Annotated in this window: 19 protein-coding genes and 1 pseudogene; 5 read left to right on the top strand and 15 right to left on the bottom strand. The window is 39.3% G+C overall.

Annotated features, from left to right (window positions below):
* Positions 1–411 precede the first annotated feature (411 nt).
* On the bottom strand, positions 412–621 hold the full coding sequence (locus tag ADA42_RS00945) for a cold-shock protein (RefSeq protein ID WP_004938289.1): 210 nt from the start codon (positions 619–621) through the stop codon (positions 412–414).
* Positions 622–1,130: 509 nt separating this feature from the next.
* Here ADA42_RS00945 and ADA42_RS00950 point away from each other — a divergent pair.
* Positions 1,131–1,406, top strand: a complete 276-nt coding sequence (locus ADA42_RS00950; protein WP_004938290.1) for a hypothetical protein — start codon at positions 1,131–1,133, stop codon at positions 1,404–1,406.
* Between the two features lie 52 nt (positions 1,407–1,458).
* Here ADA42_RS00950 and ADA42_RS00955 read toward each other — a convergent pair whose 3' ends face one another.
* The 5 genes from ADA42_RS00955 to ADA42_RS00975 all read right to left on the bottom strand — a co-directional run bounded on the left by ADA42_RS00955 (position 1,459) and on the right by ADA42_RS00975 (position 3,992).
* A complete protein-coding gene (locus ADA42_RS00955) occupies positions 1,459–1,653 on the bottom strand; it encodes a hypothetical protein (protein ID WP_004947782.1) in 195 nt (64 codons plus the stop codon).
* Between the two features lie 23 nt (positions 1,654–1,676).
* Entirely contained in the window at positions 1,677–1,922 is a 246-nt protein-coding gene (locus tag ADA42_RS00960) for a hypothetical protein (protein ID WP_004938295.1), read from the bottom strand.
* 513 nt (positions 1,923–2,435) lie between these two features.
* The gene (locus ADA42_RS00965) at positions 2,436–2,681 is read right to left on the bottom strand and encodes a hypothetical protein (protein WP_004947783.1); all 246 of its coding nucleotides are present in this window, start codon (positions 2,679–2,681) and stop codon (positions 2,436–2,438) included.
* 379 nt (positions 2,682–3,060) lie between these two features.
* Complete coding sequence (locus tag ADA42_RS00970) at positions 3,061–3,549, bottom strand: DMT family transporter (RefSeq protein ID WP_048763113.1); 489 nt, start codon at positions 3,547–3,549, stop codon at positions 3,061–3,063.
* An 8-nt stretch (positions 3,550–3,557) separates the two neighbouring features.
* Complete coding sequence (locus ADA42_RS00975) at positions 3,558–3,992, bottom strand: DMT family transporter (RefSeq protein WP_004947786.1); 435 nt, start codon at positions 3,990–3,992, stop codon at positions 3,558–3,560.
* Positions 3,993–4,092: 100 nt separating this feature from the next.
* Between ADA42_RS00975 and ADA42_RS00980 the strand changes: the two genes are divergently transcribed.
* Positions 4,093–5,025, top strand: a complete 933-nt coding sequence (locus ADA42_RS00980) for a LysR family transcriptional regulator (protein WP_004947788.1) — start codon at positions 4,093–4,095, stop codon at positions 5,023–5,025.
* 61 nt (positions 5,026–5,086) lie between these two features.
* On the opposite strand, the gene ADA42_RS00985 is transcribed toward ADA42_RS00980, so the two are convergent.
* Both ADA42_RS00985 and ADA42_RS00990 read right to left on the bottom strand, forming a co-directional pair.
* Positions 5,087–5,521 carry a hypothetical protein gene (locus ADA42_RS00985; RefSeq protein ID WP_004947790.1) on the bottom strand — a complete coding sequence of 145 codons (435 nt, stop codon included), beginning with the start codon at positions 5,519–5,521 and terminating at the stop codon, positions 5,087–5,089.
* A gap of 129 nt (positions 5,522–5,650) precedes the next feature.
* Positions 5,651–6,151: a hypothetical protein gene (locus tag ADA42_RS00990; RefSeq protein ID WP_004938316.1), complete on the bottom strand. Its 501-nt coding sequence runs from the start codon at positions 6,149–6,151 to the stop codon at positions 5,651–5,653.
* Positions 6,152–6,691: 540 nt separating this feature from the next.
* Between ADA42_RS00990 and ADA42_RS00995 the strand changes: the two are divergent.
* A pseudogene (locus ADA42_RS00995) lies at positions 6,692–8,363 on the top strand (OFA family MFS transporter).
* Positions 8,364–8,415: 52 nt separating this feature from the next.
* On the opposite strand, the gene ADA42_RS01000 reads toward ADA42_RS00995, so the two are convergent.
* Together ADA42_RS01000 and hrpA are read right to left on the bottom strand one after the other, a co-directional pair.
* The gene (locus ADA42_RS01000; RefSeq protein WP_004947798.1) at positions 8,416–9,525 is read right to left on the bottom strand and encodes a beta-ketoacyl-ACP synthase III; all 1,110 of its coding nucleotides are present in this window, start codon (positions 9,523–9,525) and stop codon (positions 8,416–8,418) included.
* Between the two features lie 27 nt (positions 9,526–9,552).
* Positions 9,553–13,380: an ATP-dependent RNA helicase HrpA gene (gene hrpA, locus ADA42_RS01005; RefSeq protein WP_243898286.1), complete on the bottom strand. Its 3,828-nt coding sequence runs from the start codon at positions 13,378–13,380 to the stop codon at positions 9,553–9,555.
* 379 nt (positions 13,381–13,759) lie between these two features.
* Here hrpA and ahpC point away from each other — a divergent pair, with 379 nt between their 5' ends.
* Positions 13,760–14,323, top strand: coding sequence for an alkyl hydroperoxide reductase subunit C (gene ahpC, locus ADA42_RS01010; RefSeq protein WP_004938324.1), 564 nt, complete (start codon positions 13,760–13,762; stop codon positions 14,321–14,323).
* Between the two features lie 419 nt (positions 14,324–14,742).
* On the opposite strand, the gene ADA42_RS01015 is transcribed toward ahpC, so the two are convergent.
* The 4 genes from ADA42_RS01015 to ADA42_RS01030 are packed head-to-tail and all read right to left on the bottom strand — an operon-like array spanning position 14,743 to position 18,334.
* Positions 14,743–15,525, bottom strand: coding sequence for an SDR family oxidoreductase (locus tag ADA42_RS01015; protein WP_004938326.1), 783 nt, complete (start codon positions 15,523–15,525; stop codon positions 14,743–14,745).
* Positions 15,526–15,541: 16 nt separating this feature from the next.
* Positions 15,542–16,210, bottom strand: coding sequence for a TenA family transcriptional regulator (locus tag ADA42_RS01020; protein ID WP_004938329.1), 669 nt, complete (start codon positions 16,208–16,210; stop codon positions 15,542–15,544).
* An 11-nt stretch (positions 16,211–16,221) separates the two neighbouring features.
* Positions 16,222–17,673 (bottom strand): AMP-binding protein, encoded by a 1,452-nt coding sequence (locus ADA42_RS01025; RefSeq protein WP_004947810.1) that lies wholly within the window; start codon positions 17,671–17,673, stop codon positions 16,222–16,224.
* Entirely contained in the window at positions 17,663–18,334 is a 672-nt protein-coding gene (locus tag ADA42_RS01030) for a thermostable hemolysin (RefSeq protein ID WP_004938333.1), read from the bottom strand. Before ADA42_RS01030 ends, ADA42_RS01025 begins: the two co-directional genes overlap by 11 nt.
* Before the next feature lie 356 nt (positions 18,335–18,690).
* Between ADA42_RS01030 and ADA42_RS01035 the strand changes: the two genes are divergently transcribed.
* Positions 18,691–19,053, top strand: a complete 363-nt coding sequence (locus ADA42_RS01035; protein WP_048763112.1) for a cupin domain-containing protein — start codon at positions 18,691–18,693, stop codon at positions 19,051–19,053.
* Between the two features lie 79 nt (positions 19,054–19,132).
* On the opposite strand, the gene ADA42_RS01040 is transcribed toward ADA42_RS01035, so the two are convergent.
* Positions 19,133–19,576 carry a hypothetical protein gene (locus ADA42_RS01040; RefSeq protein WP_004947816.1) on the bottom strand — a complete coding sequence of 148 codons (444 nt, stop codon included), beginning with the start codon at positions 19,574–19,576 and terminating at the stop codon, positions 19,133–19,135.
* Between the last annotated feature and the right edge of the window lie 272 nt (positions 19,577–19,848).

Consider the following 19,848-nt stretch of genomic DNA (forward strand, 5'->3'; position numbering starts at 1 on the left):
TGCCAAGGTTGGGGTCGCGAGTTCGAGTCTCGTTTCCCGCTCCAAAATTTTTAAATTTGGATTTACAGGTCATATAACATTCAATGTTGTATGACTTTTTTTTGTCTAAGAATTTTATATACGCACTGATAATAAAATTGCTGCCAAGTTGGCTTAAAGAGTTTAATTAATTTCTATGATATAGAGTATAAACTTGACAACACTTCCCTCATAAACAGTATTTCTTAATAGACTGTCTTGTAAAATTCTAAGCAACCAAATCATCAGTGTTTCAAAGAATAGCTTTGTTCAATGATGAAATGATATGGATTCAGAATACACAAAGGGCTGAGTTAGCATCATCTGATCGAGAAAAAGTCTAAAATTCAGCAATAAAAAAAGCACCCGAAAGTGCTTTTTTTTAATTGTTACTTATTGAGCAACAATATTGACAGCGCTTGGACCTTTCTGGCCTTCAACGATGCTAAATGATACACGCTGACCTTCATGAAGCGTTTTGAAACCTGAGCTTGCAATTTCTTTGAAATGTGCAAAAACGTCAGGACCTGAATCTGGTTGAATAAAGCCAAAACCTTTAGTTTCGTTAAACCATTTAACGGTTCCAGTAACTGTGTTAGACATAATCTTACCCTATATTTTTAATAGTAAATTGCCAAATAAAATTTGACCGATATAACTTTGAAAATTTAACAAATTAAGCTCAAGAATCTAAAAAACGGAGGATTATGAATAAAACTTCGATACTTTAAAAGGTTTAACTAATTGTTTCATTTCTCTAGCTAGACTCTATACTACCCTAAAAACCACATCAAGTATATGCTTATTTGATATATATACTTACAAAAATAAAATACGATTACTCAAAAACCGATGAAAATTAAAACCTTAAAAATATCATTAAAAAAATATTTTCTATCACATTAACAATTATATGTTATAGTCGAATTTTAAAATGCATTAATTTTATATTTATTTTCGGATGATTCCTCATCCGAATTTCAATGTAAAATAATTTTCTTATCACCTTCCTATTTTTTAATTAACTAATTAAGTTATAAATATTTTAATTGAAATAAATTTAACTATTTAAATAAATTAATTAATCTCAATTTAGGCCAAAAGGATACCTTATGTCTAGGTCTACCATGATTAATTATAAAATCACGATTCAAGATGCAAATAATTTCATCAGAAAAATCATCAAAGTAAAAGATATTCAATTTAATAAAGAACTTCTTTACGAAACAAATGAATGGTTATGGATTTTTGAAGACAATAATGAGTTTTGTCCATTTGAGCTCTGGAGTTTTATGGATCGAGTAAAAGTACATGATGGACTCATTTTTAATCATAAAATATATAAAGTCATTGAGGTCACTAAAATGAATAAAATAAGATATATATAATAAAAAAGCTCATATTATGAGCTTTTTTATCTATTTTTTAACCATACAGCTATCATTTGGTTTTTAATATTTTTACAGCAGTACCAGGCTCATGATTGTTTAATGCGAGCCAGAGCACTTTACTGTTATCCACATGCCCTTTAGTCATGACACTTGCAATATCTACCTCAAAATTTTGCAAAACGTCATTTGCATAGTAAACGAGATTAAATACTGATTTTATTTCAATGGCTTGTTTATTGATCATCACATTCAACTTTCACTATTTTTTCATATAGAAAAATTAGATTGTAATTTATAGAGTTTATTAAATTCGGTGTAGAAAGACTTTCCATCTAAATTTAATGCCAGAACCGTACCAGATTCTAATTCAACTTGCTTCGTCACCTCAACCAAGGTCTGACCATGCAAGTTACTTTGGACTTTTTTTAATGGCACAATATTCACGCGAATAATGTCGCCATTTACTGCTTTGGCTGTTGTCCAGCCGTTCATAATATTCATTATAAAACCCATATTTATGAGCTTTTGTAATCAGAAAAGATTAATTTACATGTATCCAACTTGGATAGTGATAAGTTAAAGGCATCTCGCCTAAGATCTATAACAGTTACATCAGCTTTGATGACACATAGGTGTCGATTGATCATATTTAGTTTGATTCAACATAGCAGCCTGATTTGCTCAAACTGCTATTTACCGGTGTACCTTTTAGGTACACAATGCGTTAAAGATTTGAATTCGTATAAAATAATAATTACTTTTATAAAATTTGGGAGCGCAAGTCCATTAACAACTCAAATCTACTTGTTCTGAATCGGAACAATTTCGGCTAAAGTTATAGTAACACCATTTCTCAGTAATACCTAATTTAAGTCGCTTTCAGATACAACTCTCATTCGTTTTAATTGCTTTATAATTCGGCTTAATATTTAGCAAATTAAGCAAAATTGAACATATAAGTCATATCCGGAAATTTTGAAGACAATTGAAAAATAAGAATAAATAATAAATTTCACATGGCGTTATTTATCGCAAGTTTTGAAACATTGAAAACGTAATAGCTTTACCTTTCATGTCATTAAAATCTCTATACAACGTATTGTTTTTAATAAATAAGTTGAAGTATTTATTTTCAGATAACGCTTTATCATCTTCTAATGAAAAAATAGTGATACCAGCTTTTGAAAATAGATCGTCTAAATTTTCAAAAGTCGTATTCTTTTGAAAGAAATTCTCAGAAAGTATTCTTCTGATACTTACTTTTACTGTCATTTTGAACCTCACAAACGAAACAACTCTTTCAAGCATACACATTTAAATGATGCTATTGGCAAAATAATTTTTTTGTTACAATATTTCAATAAAATCAAGATTTTGATGCTTTTAAATTATTAAGCTGCTGTTTCATATAACTGACTAAATTATCAGCAAATTACAAGTGTAAATTTTATGTCTCACCCTAATTTTTAATGCTCATTTTTATAAAATTTTTCATTCAATTTTCATAAGTTTTTATATTTTAATTAACTTTAAAAAACCCCTTTCGGGGTTTTTGCATCTTCTAACTTATGTCTACTTATAGATGATTCAAATAAGAGACGAAACATATGATAAACATGAAATTCATCAATTAATATCTGATATCTTTTCGCTACTTAAGAGGCTTTAAGTCTGATACTTTTTCGGCCTTAGGTTGCATCGTTTTACTGCTTGAGTAGATAAAGTAAAGCGCTATACCCAAACAAATTAATGCCGCGAATCGTTCAATAGAAAAAGGCAAAGCTTCATTATTCAACCAGCCAAAATTATCGATCAACATACTCATGAGCAACTGACCGAAAATCACAGCAACTGTTGCAACAGCGGTCCCGATACGCTGTACAGCCAGCACCATAACAACAATATATGGCACACCACAAAAAGCACCTAATAATTGCCATTTAGGTACATCAAGCAAAGTCCATGAATGTTTGGGTTCGAAATAAAAAATTAATAAGGCAGTAATTAATGCACCAACCGAAAAGGTTAAAAACGCACTTTTAAACACACCGACTTGGCTTCCAAGTTGGCCATTAATTGCAGCTTGAACACTCAACATGGCACCACCAAACACTGCCAATAGAATCATAAATGTTGTGATCATATTCGCTATCCTCGTGCAACCAAAATAAGTGCAATCACAATAAAAACTAGAGCAATAAGACGTTTAGAATCGATTTTTCGATGTGATACACCCAATAGACCAAAGTGATCAATCATCAGACTTTTAAAAATCTGTCCGGCTAAAATACCAATCATGGTCATGGCTATGCCAATCACAGGTGTAGTAATGGTCAGAATAATCACATAAATCGGACCCAATACACCGCCAAGCAACTGCCAAGAAGGTATTGAGAAAAATGAAGGCGTATTTCGCGGACTAAGAAACAGCATCATTAAAAATGTGAGCGCTGCACCAACTCCAAAAATACTGAATGTTGCCCATAGCTTCCCGATTTGTGCACCCAGTGGACCTAATAACCCAGCTTCGACAGACAGTCCCATTCCACCTAAAATGGTTAACAGAACAAAGACCAATTGCATGATTAACCCGATCGTTGTATTGAAAGCAACGCATATTAATCTAGCCAATTCATTTTAAAAACCGCATAATTTATAAATCACTTTTGCAAATATTGCACAAATGAATCTTTCACATTCTATTGATATACGTGCGCTTCGTTTATTTGTTCAGGTGTATGATGCGCAAAATTTTTCTACTGTTGCCAGAAAAGAAGTGGTTTCAGCATCATTAATTTCAAGAACCATTCAACAGCTTGAAAATGCACTGGAGCAGCAACTTTTTTATCGTAATACACGGGCAATTACCCCCACGGAATCGGGTCATTTGTTTTATGAATATGCCAAGCGTATTCTCAATCAGTTTGACGAAGCTCAAGAAGCTTTACAAGATAAGACTGTTGAGCCATCTGGTCTCATTCGAATTAATGCGCCTGTATTTTTTGGTCAACGACATATTGCACCATGGTTGACAGGCCTCTGTAAGCGTTATCCAAAACTTTCGATTGAGCTGATTCAAACCGACGAATATATCGATCCATTTAGAGACAGCACCGATCTGGTTTTTCGTATAGGCGTACTCAACGATTCATCTTTACACGCGCGAGTATTTGGTGCACAAAAATATTATCTTGCGGCATCACCTGAATATTTATGCGGATACGGACAACCTCAACAACCTGCGCAGTTGTTAGAGCATAAAGCGCTTGTTTATAAAGGGTTTGAAGGGCCAAATCGCTGGTTAATTAAAGAAGCAGATGGCGCATGGACTCAATTACCAGTCCATGCACTCATGACATCGAATAATGCTGAGAGCCTTATGCGTGCAGCACTTGATGGTCTGGGTATTGTCATGTTCCCAGATTGGCTCATTGGAGAAGCGTTAAAGTCAGGTGATTTAGTTCAATTACTTCAACCGCATGAAGTCTCGATTAAATCCCAACCTCAATACATTGCGGCAATTTATCCAAATGCACGCCATCCACCCCTGAATGTTCGTGCAGTCATCGATTACTTTAGCGAGATTTATGGCACCCCACTTTACTGGCAGTATTAATCACTCAGTAAAATTAAAATTGAACTCAACTCATTTAACGAGCTACCAGTGCCGTGCCAAGTTACTTACATACAATTCCTGAACCTTCTTTGTAGTAATCCGTCGCGGTTTTGAGCTCTGCCAACAATTTGGTTTCATTAAACTGATTTGGCTTTAAATGAACCAGCGCCGGTATGTATTCAGATTTATAAACATTGGGCCAATCGACGCACAAAATCTGGACGCGCTGGGTTTGCGAAGTATTGGGATTGTCGAGCAAGTCCATAAAATGACTAATTTGTTTGTCCGATTGTTCAAACTGGGCCTGATAGTTAATTGCTTTTGGCGCCTTTTGTGCTTGAACAGCTTCGGAGCTGCGCATCGGTGCAGAGGCCGAATGCACTGCGCTCGATACATGATCTGCCGATGTCTTTGGCTCAGGTTGTTCTGGTGAACGATCACATGCAGTAAGCGATAAACTAAGGAGCAAAAGCGCGAGACTATGACGTTTCATCATGATGTGAGTGGCTTAAAAGCTTGAGTATAAGATGACTTTTCATCTAACACTACTCGATTTATAGTAACTTGTTTAAACAACTCTCAATTGATTCATAAAAAATACCCGCTCGAAGGCGGGTATCTTGTATCAGTTTAGTTTGGTTGAACGTGCCATTACCTGTTCAGGCACATTTTGTTTTAAAATCACTGCAAGTGTTTTTTCATTTTTTGCAGTATCAATGCCATTACTTGCCAATACTGCATTCACATCTTTAGGGCTTAAAGTAAACATGGCGCCAGTCATTGGATCTACAACCAATATTCCAATCAGACCACCAAAAATAATATTACCGAAATACCAGCCATTTAAGCGTGACTTGACTTGCATGGTTTGAGTTTGATATCCATCTTTAGAAAATGAGACTTGATAGTTTTCAGGCTGGAAAAAACCGGCGCTTTTTTTGAGAGTTACAGTCGCAGGAGTTTGTCCCATATGCACTTTTTCACCTTTTTTATTGGTGATCGTGATCGTTGCAATTTCTGGTACGCTTTTAAATGACATCGTTTGGGTTGAACCCGTAATAATGGTTGCACATCCTGTGAACGTTGCAGTGACTGCCAATAAAGACGCAATTAATGTTTTTTTCATTTCAAACTCAATGATTACATGTTGTAAAAATTTAGAAACAAAACTTTACACTTTGTTGTTATATTGTCAATTTTTTCTTTATAATTTCATTGAGTTAGTTGCTTTTTTAGGCAAATTAGATACTTTATTCATTTAGAATGATGCCTTGATTGTGGGATGATGAGTTAAGTAAGGAAAATCGACATCATTTGGGTTTAGCGGTACTCATTTCACTACGCCGCGATATTCATCATTGTTTTTTTGATTATTCTTGATCTAATTTTTATATCTTGATAAAAAAAATAGTTTAAAACATTAATTTATAATAATTTTGATGAATTCTTACGACTCTAAATAGAATCACATTCTCAATATTTTTAAGATTCCTTATTTTTAAACTCCCTGTATGATGGAAAAATCGTCTACTCCATGTCTGCGCCAAAAAATTTTAAGATTTGTCGATACTAACAACCAGATTTTCAATCAGAGCTCAATAAATAATCATCGACAAAGGCCAAACTATGACGTATATCGAAGCAAATAAAATAGGGAAATCACGTTATGGCAACAACAGATTCAACCTCTGGCGCTCAGCCCCCCTTTCTTTCTAAGCAAAGAATCATTGCAAAGCCAGATTTTAATCGCTGGCTCGTCCCTCCTGCCGCTCTTGCCATTCATCTGTGTATTGGTATGGCCTATGGATTTTCGGTGTTCTGGCTACCGCTCTCCAAAGCAATTGGAATTGAAGATCCTGTCGCTTGTGCTGCCGATGTCGGCTTTTTTCAGCAATTGTTTATTACCACTTGTGACTGGAAAATCTCGACGCTCGGCTGGATGTATACGCTGTTTTTTGTTTTGCTGGGGAGCTCCGCTGCAATCTGGGGGGGGATGGTTAGAGCGCGTTGGCCCACGAAAGGCTGGACTGATTAGTGCGCTGTGCTGGTGTGGCGGCATGCTGATTTCTGCGCTCGGCATTCATTTACATCAGTTCTGGTTGATGCTTTTAGGATCAGGCGTGATTGGCGGAATTGGCTTGGGTTTGGGTTATATCTCCCCCGTCAGTACACTAATTAAATGGTTCCCCGATCGCCGCGGTTTGGCAACAGGCTTGGCGATTATGGGCTTTGGTGGCGGTGCCATGATTGGTTCACCTCTTGCAGTCGAATTAATGGCACACTTTTCAACACCAACCAATGTGGGCGTGGCAGCGACTTTTGTTTGCATGGCGCTGATCTATTTTGTATTTATGGTTGCGGGTGCTCTAACTTACCGAATTCCGGCACAAAACTGGAAACCTGCAGGTTGGGAACCGAGCGCCAAAATGCAGCAAAATGCATTTATTACCAAACAACATGTGCATGTTAAAAAGATCTGGGGCATCCCTCAGTTCTGGCTGGTCTGGGCGGTACTCTGCATGAACGTTTCCGCGGGGATTGGCGTGATTGGCATGGCTTCACCCATGCTTCAGGAGGTTTTTGCGGGTCAGTTAATTGGGCTACCTTTAAAATTTTCAGAACTTAGTCAAGATCAGCTCAAAACTATTGCAGCAATCGCTGCCGGCTTCACTGCATTGCTGAGTCTATTTAATATTGGGGGTCGGATTGCGTGGGCCAGTTTATCCGATCGTATCGGGCGTAAAGCCACCTATAGCGTATTTTTTATTTTAGGTGCGGCTTTGTACGCTTTTGTACCGTTTGCAGCGCAAATGGAAAGTAAGCTGTTATTTGTTGGGGCGATCTGTATCATCATCAGTATGTACGGAGGTGGATTTGCTACAGTTCCGGCTTATCTGGCCGATTTATTCGGCACCCAAATGGTTGGCGCAATTCATGGTCGATTACTCACCGCATGGGCTACCGCCGGTATTTTAGGGCCTGTGATTGTCAATAATATGCGTGACTATCAACTTGGTTTAGGCCTTGCAGCGAGCCAAGTCTATAACCAGACCATGTTTATTTTGGCAGGCTTATTAATTGTGGGTTTAATTTGTAATCTATGTATTCGTCCGGTCAATCCCAAGTATTTCATGACGCCAGCCGAACTTGAAGCCGAGCAAAAAAGTGCCGAAAAACATCATGAAAATCAACAAGTATCTAGTGCGATTCCGACTGAATCGAGTACTGCAAGTAACAACCACCTGTTACTGGTGGTGTTGGCATGGTTAGCGGTGGGTATTCCATTACTCTGGGGCATTTATCGTACACTCATCAGCGTTAAAGCTTTTATTCAGTAACGCTTAGCGCATAAAAAATCCCGCATCGGCGGGATTTTTTATGCGCTAATAATTAGCTTGCTAGTCGCTTTTGAACCAAGATCGATCCAACAGAATAACCCGCACCAAATGAACATATTACGCCATATTCATTTGATTCGACCTCATGACCCGTACGATGCAGCGCAATCATTACTCCCGCAGATGACGTGTTGGCAAATTCATCTAAGATAATAGGTGTGCGCTCAGGTTCAGCATCTTTACCCAATACCAGTTTGGCAATTAGCTGATTCATGTTCAGATTAGCCTGATGCAACCAGAAACGCTTGATCGACTCAGCTTCAATTTGGTTTTTTTCAAGTTGTGTACTGATGATTTTTGCCACCAAAGGACACACTTCCTTAAATACTTTACGGCCATCTTGTCGGAACTGCTTGTCATCACGTACCGCATCTTCGCTTCGATTTAAAAAGCCGAAGTTGTTGCGAATATTATTGGAAAACTGGGTAAACAAATGGATATCTAAAATTTCAAACCCATTTTTAGTTTCGGTGTCCTCAATAATCGATGCCGTAGCAACATCACCAAAAATAAAGTGACAATCGCGTGAACGATAGTCGGTATGGCCTGAAGTAATTTCAACATTGACCAGTAGCACACGGCGCGCGCCAGACTTAATGGCATCATATGCCTGTTTTAAGCCAAACGTTGCCGCCGAACATGCCACATTCATATCATAGGCATATCCTTCGATCCCGAGCGCCGTCTGTATTTCTACAGCAACTGCCGGATAGGCACGCTGCAAATTAGAGCATGCCAAAATCACGACATCGATATCTTCCGGAACTACCCCCGCATTGGTCATGGCATCCTTTGCTGCCCACATGCCCCATTCGGCTTGAATCGAAAGCTCGTCATCGGTACGTTCTTCAAGGCGTGGGCGCAAGCGTGATGGATCAAGTACACCTGATTTTTCAATCACGTAACGGCGCTGAATCCCTGATGCTTTCTCAATAAACTCAGCACTTGAGCCTAAACGCTCTGGCAACTCACCCGCAGCGATTTTCTCAGCATTGTCCTGATTATACTGTTCTACATAGGCATTAAGACTTTCGACCAGTTCTTGATTACTAATCGATTCGGCTGGATGGTACAAACCTGTACCGGTAATACGTACGCCCATGTAAAACTCCTTATGAGAATGCGGGGATTATTGAATTCCTAAACGCTGCCAAGCTTTTTGCAGACGTGATGATGACACTGGCATCTTAGTTTTCATAGGTTGTGAAAACAATGAGATTCTCAGTTCTTCAACCATAAAATAAATCTCTTTAAGTTCAGGTTTGTGCTTAAACTTAAAGAGCTTATCCATCCAAGGGTCAACATCGGCAATGGCCGACTCATCACGCTTTAAATTATTGGGTAAACGATCTAAACGCATTAATAATGCTTTTAAATAACGTGGATATTCAAGCCAAACCTCTGACCCTTGCGTATACACAAAGTCGCTAAGCTGCATTAAATCCAGCTGATCTTCAATATCGTCAATGCTACGACCAAAAATATCGCCATCCAGCATCATCAGTTGACGACGAATGTCTTGCCACTGAACAAAGATATCGGAAATCACTTCTAAAGCCTGCTGTCCATGCGTTAAGAACTGCTGTTTGACCTGTTTAAGCAGTGCTTCAAACTCAGCCTTATTGACTGGTAAGGTATCGATGCTGAGCTGAAGTGTCGCATACACCAGCATTTGCTCGAGTTTGGCTTTTTCACCCAAAGGTGAATAGGCCAAGAAAAGCGGTTTGGAAATCTGCTTTTTCAACTGGCGAGTTAAATCCCCCAACTGCATATGAATCAGGCGAATCACACCTTCACGATGCTGCTTAATCGCTTCATGCTGATCGTTAAAGGTTTGAATGACCACGCCAGATTCATCTTTTTGCTCGAGTGCAGTAAAAGCTTTAGCAGGTACCAAGGCCTGATACTGCTTTACCACCACACCCGTTACTTTCTGCGATGCTTCAAATACGAAGTTGTCAGGAAATTGTTGAAACTCGCCTTTCAACTGTTTCACCGGACGATGAGTTTCGGTACGACAACGCGCTTTGAGTTCAGCAAGGTCGCGTCCTTTTTCAAGAATACGCCCTTTTTCATCGGTCACCACAATAAACGGCACCAGATACTGCTCAATTCGCTCAAAAGAGAAATCTTTTTCAGTGATCTCTTCGCCACGAAGTGCAAAAGCCAAAAATTTAAAAATATGCTGATTTAAATGGACAGCATCAACTGATTGCATCAGTTTTTTGGCTGTATCGGGAATGGGAACCAAATGACGACGCTTGTCTTTAGGCAAAGACTTAAGCAAAGCTTCGATTAAATCCAGACGCCAACCCGGTATCCCCCAAGACCAACGATTTTCATCCACTTGTGGCAGTGCCTGCACTGGAATTTTAACCGTTGCACCGTCTTCATCATGACTCGGATCGAAACGATAACTGGTAGCCAGACGAAGTTCACCATTTTGCAAATAATCCGGAAATTGTTGCGTGGTTGGTCGATCATTTTGCCAGAGCGCATCGTCATCAATAAACAAATAACGGGGCTGTTTGGGTTCAACCGTTGCACGCCAGTCTTCAAAACTACGTCGACTTGCTATTTCGGCAGGAACACGTTCGGCATAAAATTGATAGACCGTTTCTTCATCAACCACTAAATCACGGCGACGCAACTTGTCTTCAACTCGCTCAACTTCTTCGAGCTTAAGTAAATTATGCTTTAAAAATGGTGGCGTGATGCCTAAATTGCCAGTCGTGAGTGCATCACGTAGAAAAATTTCACGCGCAGCAGGATGATCGACTTTTTCGAAATTGACCAGCCGCTTTGGCTCTACAATCAGGCCAAACAGCGAAATTTGTGCATAAGCTTGTACCAAGCCTGTTTTTTTCGACCAGTGTGGCTCGTAGTAGTGATATTTCAGTAAATCTCGTGCCGCAAGCAATATCCATTCCGGATCGATTTTGGCCAAAGTTCTTAAATACACCTGTGAGGTTTCGACCATTTCGAAGGCCATGACCCATACCGTATTCGATTTGTGCAGCGTACTCGCTGGAAACACTTTGGCTTTTTGCTGGCGCACAGCCATATAAATGTTTCGTTCATCGGTTTTATTGGCAATAAACGACAGCAAGCCTGTTAGCAGTGCGCGATGCAAATTTTCATAGGTGGCAGTTTTTTCATTAAAAGATAAATTTAAGCCTTTTGCCAGATCGACCAACTGTGCATGGGTTTGCTTCCACTCGCGCAAACGTAACCAGCTCAGAAAATGCTGACGAGCAAAATGACGACGTTTATTTTCACTCGATGTTTCCGGGCTATTTTTTAAGGTATCCCAGAGTTTAAGATAAAACAAAAAGTCAGAGTCAGCTTCACGAAACAACGCATGTTTCTGATCGGCTTGCATTTGTTTGTCGGCAGGACGCTCACGCGGATCTTGTACCGCGAGCGCACTCACCACCACCAAAATTTCGTTCAATACGCCAAAGTGAGAACCGCCGACAATCATACGCGCCAAACGCGGATCGATCGGCATGCGTGCCATGATTTGCCCAACTTGAGTCAGTGTGGCTTTTTGTTCATTAAACGCGCCCAGCTCGACCAACAGCTTGCGTCCGTCATTGACTAAACGATGGTCTGGCGGTTCAATGAAATCAAATTCTTCAACGCGCCCCAATCCCAAGCTTTGCATCTGTAAAATAACCGAAGCCAAATTGGTTCGTTTAATTTCAGGCTCAGTAAAGGCCGGACGGCTAGTAAAATCTTCTTCGCTGTATAGACGAATACATACACCCGGCGCAATACGACCACAGCGTCCTTTACGCTGATTTGCTGCGGCTTGTGAAATGGCTTCTATGGGTAAGCGCTGTACACGAGAGCGATAGTTATAGCGCGAAATTCGCGCAAAGCCGCTATCGATGACATAGCGAATGTTGGGTACAGTCAGCGCGGTTTCGGCAACGTTGGTCGAAATGATAATTCGACGGCCTTTATTTCCCGGCGTAAAAATCTTTTGTTGTTCGCTTAAACCCAAACGAGCGTATAGCGGCAAAATTTCGGTATGCTTCGGGCCATATTTTTCTAATGTTTCTTGTAACTCTCGAATTTCCTGTTCAGTACTTGAAAAAATCAGGATATCTGCATGCTGTGGATGGCCTTTTTCTTCGGCATCGGCAAAGCATTCTTCGACTGCCTGTACCACTGCACGCGGTAAATTCTCTTCAAAATCATCAAACTCATCGTCATCACTACTGCCAATACTTAGCTCAGAAATTGGGCGATAACGGACTTCAACCGGAAAGCTTCGACCTTCCACTTCAAAAATGGGTGCATGATTAAAATAAGCACTAAAACGGTTTACATCTAGCGTTGCCGAAGTAATGATGACTTTTAGATCAGGGCGTTTGCTCAAAATTTGTTTGAGATAACCCATAATAAAGTCGATATTCAATGAACGCTCATGCGCTTCATCGATGATGATGGTGTCGTATTTATTTAAAAAGCGGTCATGTCCCAACTCAGCCAGTAAGATACCGTCTGTCATGAGGCGCACGATGGAATCATTCGAACCTTGCTCATTGAACCGCACTTTAAAACCGATTGATTCGCCTAGCTTTTCGCCCACTTCTTCTGCAATACGCTGAGATACGCTACGTGCTGCCAAACGACGCGGCTGCGTATGACCAATCATGCCAGTAAGACCACGACCAGCCAGCATAGCAATTTGAGGTAACTGTGTGGTTTTTCCTGAACCGGTTTCACCGGCTACAATAATCACCTGATGTTTTTGAATTGCTGCAATCAATTGGTCTGCATATTGGGTAACTGGCAGATCCTGATTCAGTTTAATGTTGGGTAAACGTGCTAGGCGTGCTTTGACTTGAGCATTGGATTTCTCAAATAAAGACTGATATTGCTCTGGATTTTTATCTTTACCCTTGCCTAGTCGATTTAAGCGATGTCGGTCACGCACCATAACCATTTGATCTACATCTAAACCACTATGCACAGATAAGTATTCCTAATCATTTTCAATAGATCGTCCATTTTACGCGGGAATATGCATGAACGAAAGTCATTCAGTCTATTTCTTTTTTTGTGAATGCGCTTGAAATTAATCACATACGCCTCAATACAAACAAGAATGCGGCGTGCTGAAGGCTGTCATAGAACGATCATACAACTTGCCTAGAGTTGTAATACCGATCGGATGGAGAAATCTTAGGCAATTGTATACTCAATTCATTTTTCCGATATTGTTTATGCAAAAATACTATTTCCCCAATAAGTCAAAGTTCTTTATTCTATTTTAAGTTTTAAAGTTAACGATAACATCTCATTCATGATATATGGAGAAATTGATGAGCTTAATTAATACTGAAGTTAAACCATTTAAAGCAACAGCTTACCATCAAGGTCAATTTGTTGAAGTCACTGAAGCCGATCTTAAAGGCAAATGGTCTGTTGTATTCTTCTATCCTGCAGACTTTACTTTTGTTTGCCCAACAGAATTAGAAGATTTGGCTGACAACTACGAAGCATTCAAAAACCTTGGTGTTGAAATTTATGGTGTTTCTACTGACACGCATTTCACACACAAAGCTTGGCACGACACTTCAGAAGCAATCAAAAAAATCCAATACCCATTAGTAGGCGATCCAACTTGGACGCTTTCTAAAAACTTTGACGTGTTAATCGAATCTGCTGGTCTTGCTGACCGCGGTACATTCGTGATCGACCCAGAAGGTAAAATCCAAATCGTTGAAATCAACGCAGGTGGTATCGGTCGTGATGCTCAAGAACTTCTTCGTAAAGTAAAAGCAGCGCAATACGTTCACGCTCACCCAGGTGAAGTATGCCCAGCTAAATGGAAAGAAGGCGAAGCAACACTTGCTCCTTCTATCGACCTTGTTGGTAAAATCTAATTTACCCACAGAAAAAGCCGCCCATTTGGGCGGTTTTTTTATTTAAAATATTTAAAAAAAACCATTAAAAAAGCCCGCTTAACGGGCTTTTCAGCAACATGTAATATCAGCGTTACGGCGCTAATATTCTGATGTTTAACGCAGTCGTATTCAGGCTTACATATCTGTGTTCACCTGACTAAGTTATCCTTGAAGTCAGGAAGAATATGTTGACCTTGTACTAACATTAGCACTGAAATACAAAACGGTCAATATTTAATCAGTTTAACGTCCTTTTTTAGTACCAATCAATCATATTAAATTTCAATTACTTAGTATTTAATCGTTTTGAAAATAACATTCCATCGCAATTTTTTAACAATTGAGTAAAACAAAAAAGGCTTTGTTTGATCACAAAACCTTGAGTGCCTATATATAACTCAGTGTCCTAATTGATGAATCAACGTGAGATGCTTACGCACGCCCTGATCAATCACATGCGGCATGATCGAATTCATCATGACAAAACCACGTTCAGGCCAACCAATGTAGATGGTTTGTTTGTCTTGCAAAATGGATTGCACGATCACTTTAGCCACCAGTTCTGGACTGTCTGCCTTGCTTCCCATCGCCTTCATCAAATCCATAGCTGCCTGACTGTTCATGGTGGTCTGGGTCGCGCGTGGCGCCACATAAAGTACCTGAATATTGCTATCTGCAAGCTCTCGTCTAAGTGCTTCCGAGAAGCCTCTTAAGGCAAATTTAGTGGCACAATAAGTGGTGTATCCTGCAAAACCCAATGAGCCATAGATGGAACCAACATTGACAATCTTGGCCTGACCACCTGCATTTAATTTTGAAATCAAACCTGCTGTTAAGCTCATGGGCGCAGTGACATTTAAATGCACCAGTTTCTGAATTTGCTCAGGTGTTTGATGATCTAAAGTAGCAAAGCAATTTACTCCCGCGGCATTGATCAGCAGATTTAAGCCATCAATTTGCTGAGCAGTCTGAATGACCTTGTTTAGATCTTCAAAATTGAGTAAATCTGCACGCAGGACTTTGATTTGCCCCGTATATTTTTGCTGCAAAGACGATAAAGCCTGTGTATTTCGCGCAATCGCCAAAACTTTAGCGCCTTCTTTACAAAGTGCATCACAGAGGGCAAGTCCGATTCCCCCACTTGCACCGGTTAGTACCACATGTGCATTCGATAATTGCATCCCTGTCACTCCTCTTTTATGCAGCGAATCGCAGACCGAGCGCTGGAACTTGCTCGTACATCTGGGTATATAACGAGAACACGACTTTTGAACAATGAATAATGTCTTGTTGATCTTTTTCGTCGGTCACACTGTTCATGAGTTTTTCAAAATTTTGCATGTGCGAAATATCTAAACTACCGTGCGACTTTAAGTAGCTAAATGCTTTATTCGGTAAGTTTAGATGTTGCTGAATTTTCTCTGCTGCTTCGGTGGCCACTGACACACTAGTGCCTTCAAGCACATTAACCATACCAAACAGCGCAATAGGGTTGACGCGTCTAACCTGATCAAATAAAAATGCCACCATCAATTCGATTGGCTGACACGGGCGGCTATTTTTCACAATCTCTGGATCTACACCGCAAGCTTTGAGGTCATTTAAAATCCACTGCTCGTGCCCTGCTTCTTCTTCAATATATTCGCAAATGGCAGGTTGCAACCAAGACAGACGCTCTGGAAGTTGTGCGCCTGCGGCCATCATGAGGGGTACTGTAAAGCGCACATGATGATAGGCCTGGCTTAAAAATGCACAGTACTGTTCAAGTGACAAACGACTATTTAACGCATCTTCAATCAGGGAGGTTGAAAAAAGTTTCTGTCTTTCCTGAGCGGTTGCATTTTGAAGTTGTTGAAAAAATTGCATAGTAGATTCCTTTAAGCAGAAAAAACATGTTGAAAACGACGTGCGATTTCATCGCGACGCAATCGGCCATTTGCAGTGGCAAGTTGATTGTTGGGACTAAAGGGTTCTGTAAGCCGAACCCAGTGTTTGACCTGAGCATAATCAGGCAACTGATGATTGGCATGTTGAATAATCTGATCGATCTGTTCGTTGGTAATGGCTGTATTCACCGGCCATAGCAGCGCGTAGTTTTCTGGTAAAGCTTCACCATAAACAAAAGCTTGCCCCACGACGCCCGTCTGGCTTAAAAGTGCTTCGACCCATTCAGGATTAACATTACGACCGAAACTGGTAATAAACTGATGTTTTTTACGACCACGAATGTATAAAAAGCCATCTTGGTCAAGATGTCCTAAATCACCTGTCGACCAGTATGGGTCTGGCATTTGTGGATGATTCAGATAGCCAAGGCAGCGGTTATTGGCCACTAAAATTTCGCCGTCTTCAGCAATTTTGACCTGTACATGCGGTAAGGGTTTACCCACGCTCCCTGCACGATTCGCTTCTGGTGTATTTAACGCTACGACTGAAGCACACTCTGAAAGTCCGTAGCCTTGATAGACAGGTAATTGAAGTTTATTGGCTTTCTTGAGCAATTCTGGATTGACATGCCCACCGCCAACCGCAATAAACCGAAAGCATTCAGCGCGAATGAGTTTGGTGGAAACGGCTTCGACCAGCAAAGCAAGAAACTGAGGAACTAAAATCAGACTCTGTGGCTGTGAACTTTGAATAAATTTTGCGAAAGTTTGTATATCAACACTACTTGCGCCGCGTAATCCTAGTTCGGCTGCTTTGGCCAACTGGATGCTGCCGCCACGCATTAAAATGGCATAGCAGCCGATATTTTCAAGTAACACCGCTAGCGGCATTAGGGCTAAATGTGATTCAGGCTGAGATGAAGCAATCGCATGGCAGAGTGATTGCGCGACTGTTAGAATTTGTTCACTTCCTAAACACACAGCTTTGGGTTGACCCGTAGTGCCCGACGTAAAGGTTAATTTTTGAGTTGTTTCTGGTAACGCAATGTGTAGAGGTGCTTTTAAACGCCAGTACCCCTGCTGTTTTTCATAGCTCGCCTGACCCTCTAAAATAAAATCAGACTGAGTAATAATTAGATCGGCTTGAGAAATTTCAAGACAATATTGCAGCTGTGAATGGGTAAAAAATGGAGGCAATAATATGGTGGGAATGTCAGCAAAAAGTAAAGCTAAATCCCAGAGTAATAAATCGACTGAGTTTTCTAAAAACAAAGCCACCATACGAGTTGACAGCTGTGTCAATTGTGTTTGTCTGGCTTGAATTTCCGACCAAAGCATTTTATAGGTGATCTCTTGATCCTGATCACGAAGTGCAACCACATTTGGAGCACTCAAGCTCAATTGCTGCAATCTGGATTTAAACTCGGTTAGTTTAGGCAACATGATCGATATCCTCACGAAGTGCTTCCAAACCCATTGCATTAAAGATATTGAGCTGATTTAAATTAAACGCACATTGCATAACATCTGCTGCAAATACATGCGGATGATGGCTGTAATAACTTCCCCAATGCTCATAACCATCTTCCAGTCGCTCGGGGTCGGCATCTCTTAAATCAAGCAAAGATAGACCCAACTTTTTGAAGCTGTTAATGAGATGGTGATGCCCTGTAAAACTCACCCATTTAAAATGATTCTGTGCCAGTATCCATGTGAGAAAGCCGATAATTAAACGCGAACTACCATGATGGATACCCGACAAATTCCCAACTTCAATTACCTGCTCACGCGTAAACACACGACCAGTTTTGTCATTGATCATTTGCTCGATTGGTTTATCTAAGTATTGCTCCAGAAAGAGTGTGTGAGTCGCAGCTAATCGAATTCCTACGACAGCTTGACAGTGCATATTGCAATCAAACACTGCCAAAAAGACTGGCATGAACTGATAAATTTCAGCTGCATAAATGGCACGAAAACGATCTTGTACAAACAGTTCACACTGTGATCTGAGTGGATGAGCTTCGTCCACACAAAACATATTGAGTTGTGCTTTTTTATCTTTCACTTCAATTGGAAAGTGTTCTTTAAATACTAGGCTCATTTGAATATTCCAAATATTCGATAAACTTAGTATCAAAATGAAAAATGAAGAGATTCTTAGGAAAACTAAAAAAATACTCAGTGTGATTATATTTTTTTGTAATTAAGCTAATTTTAAGATAAATAAAATTTCATAAAAATTAAATACTTAAATAAAATATGATTTTAAAACCTTGTTAACGATTCATCATATTTTAACTAAAAATCATTATAAAATGAGAACGCATACCATTTAAAATTATCATCTTGATATTTTAGTTATGATCATATTAAACTAATTTTAATTGAATATTCAAAAATAATAATCAGACCGTATCAATTAGACGTATAATTTCAAAAATTTCTTTGGGGAACGTTATGTCATCTATTTATTTGGCAGGCTCTGGCCAAACTGTTGCTAATGTAAGTGTAGACTATCCGCGACCTGACCGTTTAGTCAGTGGCAATCCGAAGCGCCTAACCTATGATCTTTATCAACATCCCGTAATGAACTGTGGTATCTGGGAATGTGAAGTTGGGTCATGGAATATTCAGTTCAGTCCGCATAAACAAGAATTTTTTAGCGTTATTCACGGAAAAGTACGCATTCATGATGCTCAATCAGAGCAATTTATCGAGGTTGCTGCCGGTGAAGCGGGCATTATTCCCCCAAACTTTCAGGGTCGTTTTGAAGTGGTAGAGCAAGTCAAAAAGTATTTCGTGATTGTGGATGTAAGTTAAAGATTTTTATTGAGTATTCATAATGAACTCCCTCTTATATGGGGGAGATGAATACAACTTTTACATCTCAAACATTCATTTAGAATGAATATTTTTGATTTAAATACATGTTGTATAACATCACTAGAAAAACCCAAAATGTAATGGTTAATATTACAGCAATGAAAGTTTTAAAAATCATCCCAAATTGTTTTTTAGAATGGAAAGAAGTACTTTTGTGAGATCTTTTTATAGCTAAGGATCCTTTAATCATTAAAAATGAAAAAAATAAAAAAGGTAATATGATAAGCCCTAAGGAAAAGTAATATTCTGGAGGAAATTTTAAGTTAACAGCATCAAAACATTTTTGTTTTTCAATTTTTTCCTCAAGAGTAAGCTCAGATTGTTTTATTCCAAGATTGAATTCTTGCTTAGATAAGTATTTATTCTCACAATAATCGATAAACTTTTCTTTTTGATTACGGCTATCAGCGCTTTTAGTACCAGATGAATGAGTTAGGTTAAGATATACTCTAGTTGTCATTGTATAAGCGGTTTAAAAACGTCTGTGAAATTGAAATGATAGCAAATTTAAAGACCCCAGATCATTTACTTTTTGATTAAGAGCTTCATTCATCCTCTTCTTGGTGCAATCTTGGTGCAATTTATTGTTTATTTCTGCAATTTTGTTGTCATTTTAATCAAAATCACAAACGCCAGACAATAAAAAAAGGGCTTACAAGTCATTGAAATTGCTTGTAAACCCTTGTTTTATCTTGGTAGGCATATCCAGACTCGAACTGGAGACCTCTACGA

Source organism: Acinetobacter sp. 243_ASPC (genome assembly GCF_001054715.1).
Taxonomy (GTDB): domain Bacteria; phylum Pseudomonadota; class Gammaproteobacteria; order Pseudomonadales; family Moraxellaceae; genus Acinetobacter; species Acinetobacter soli.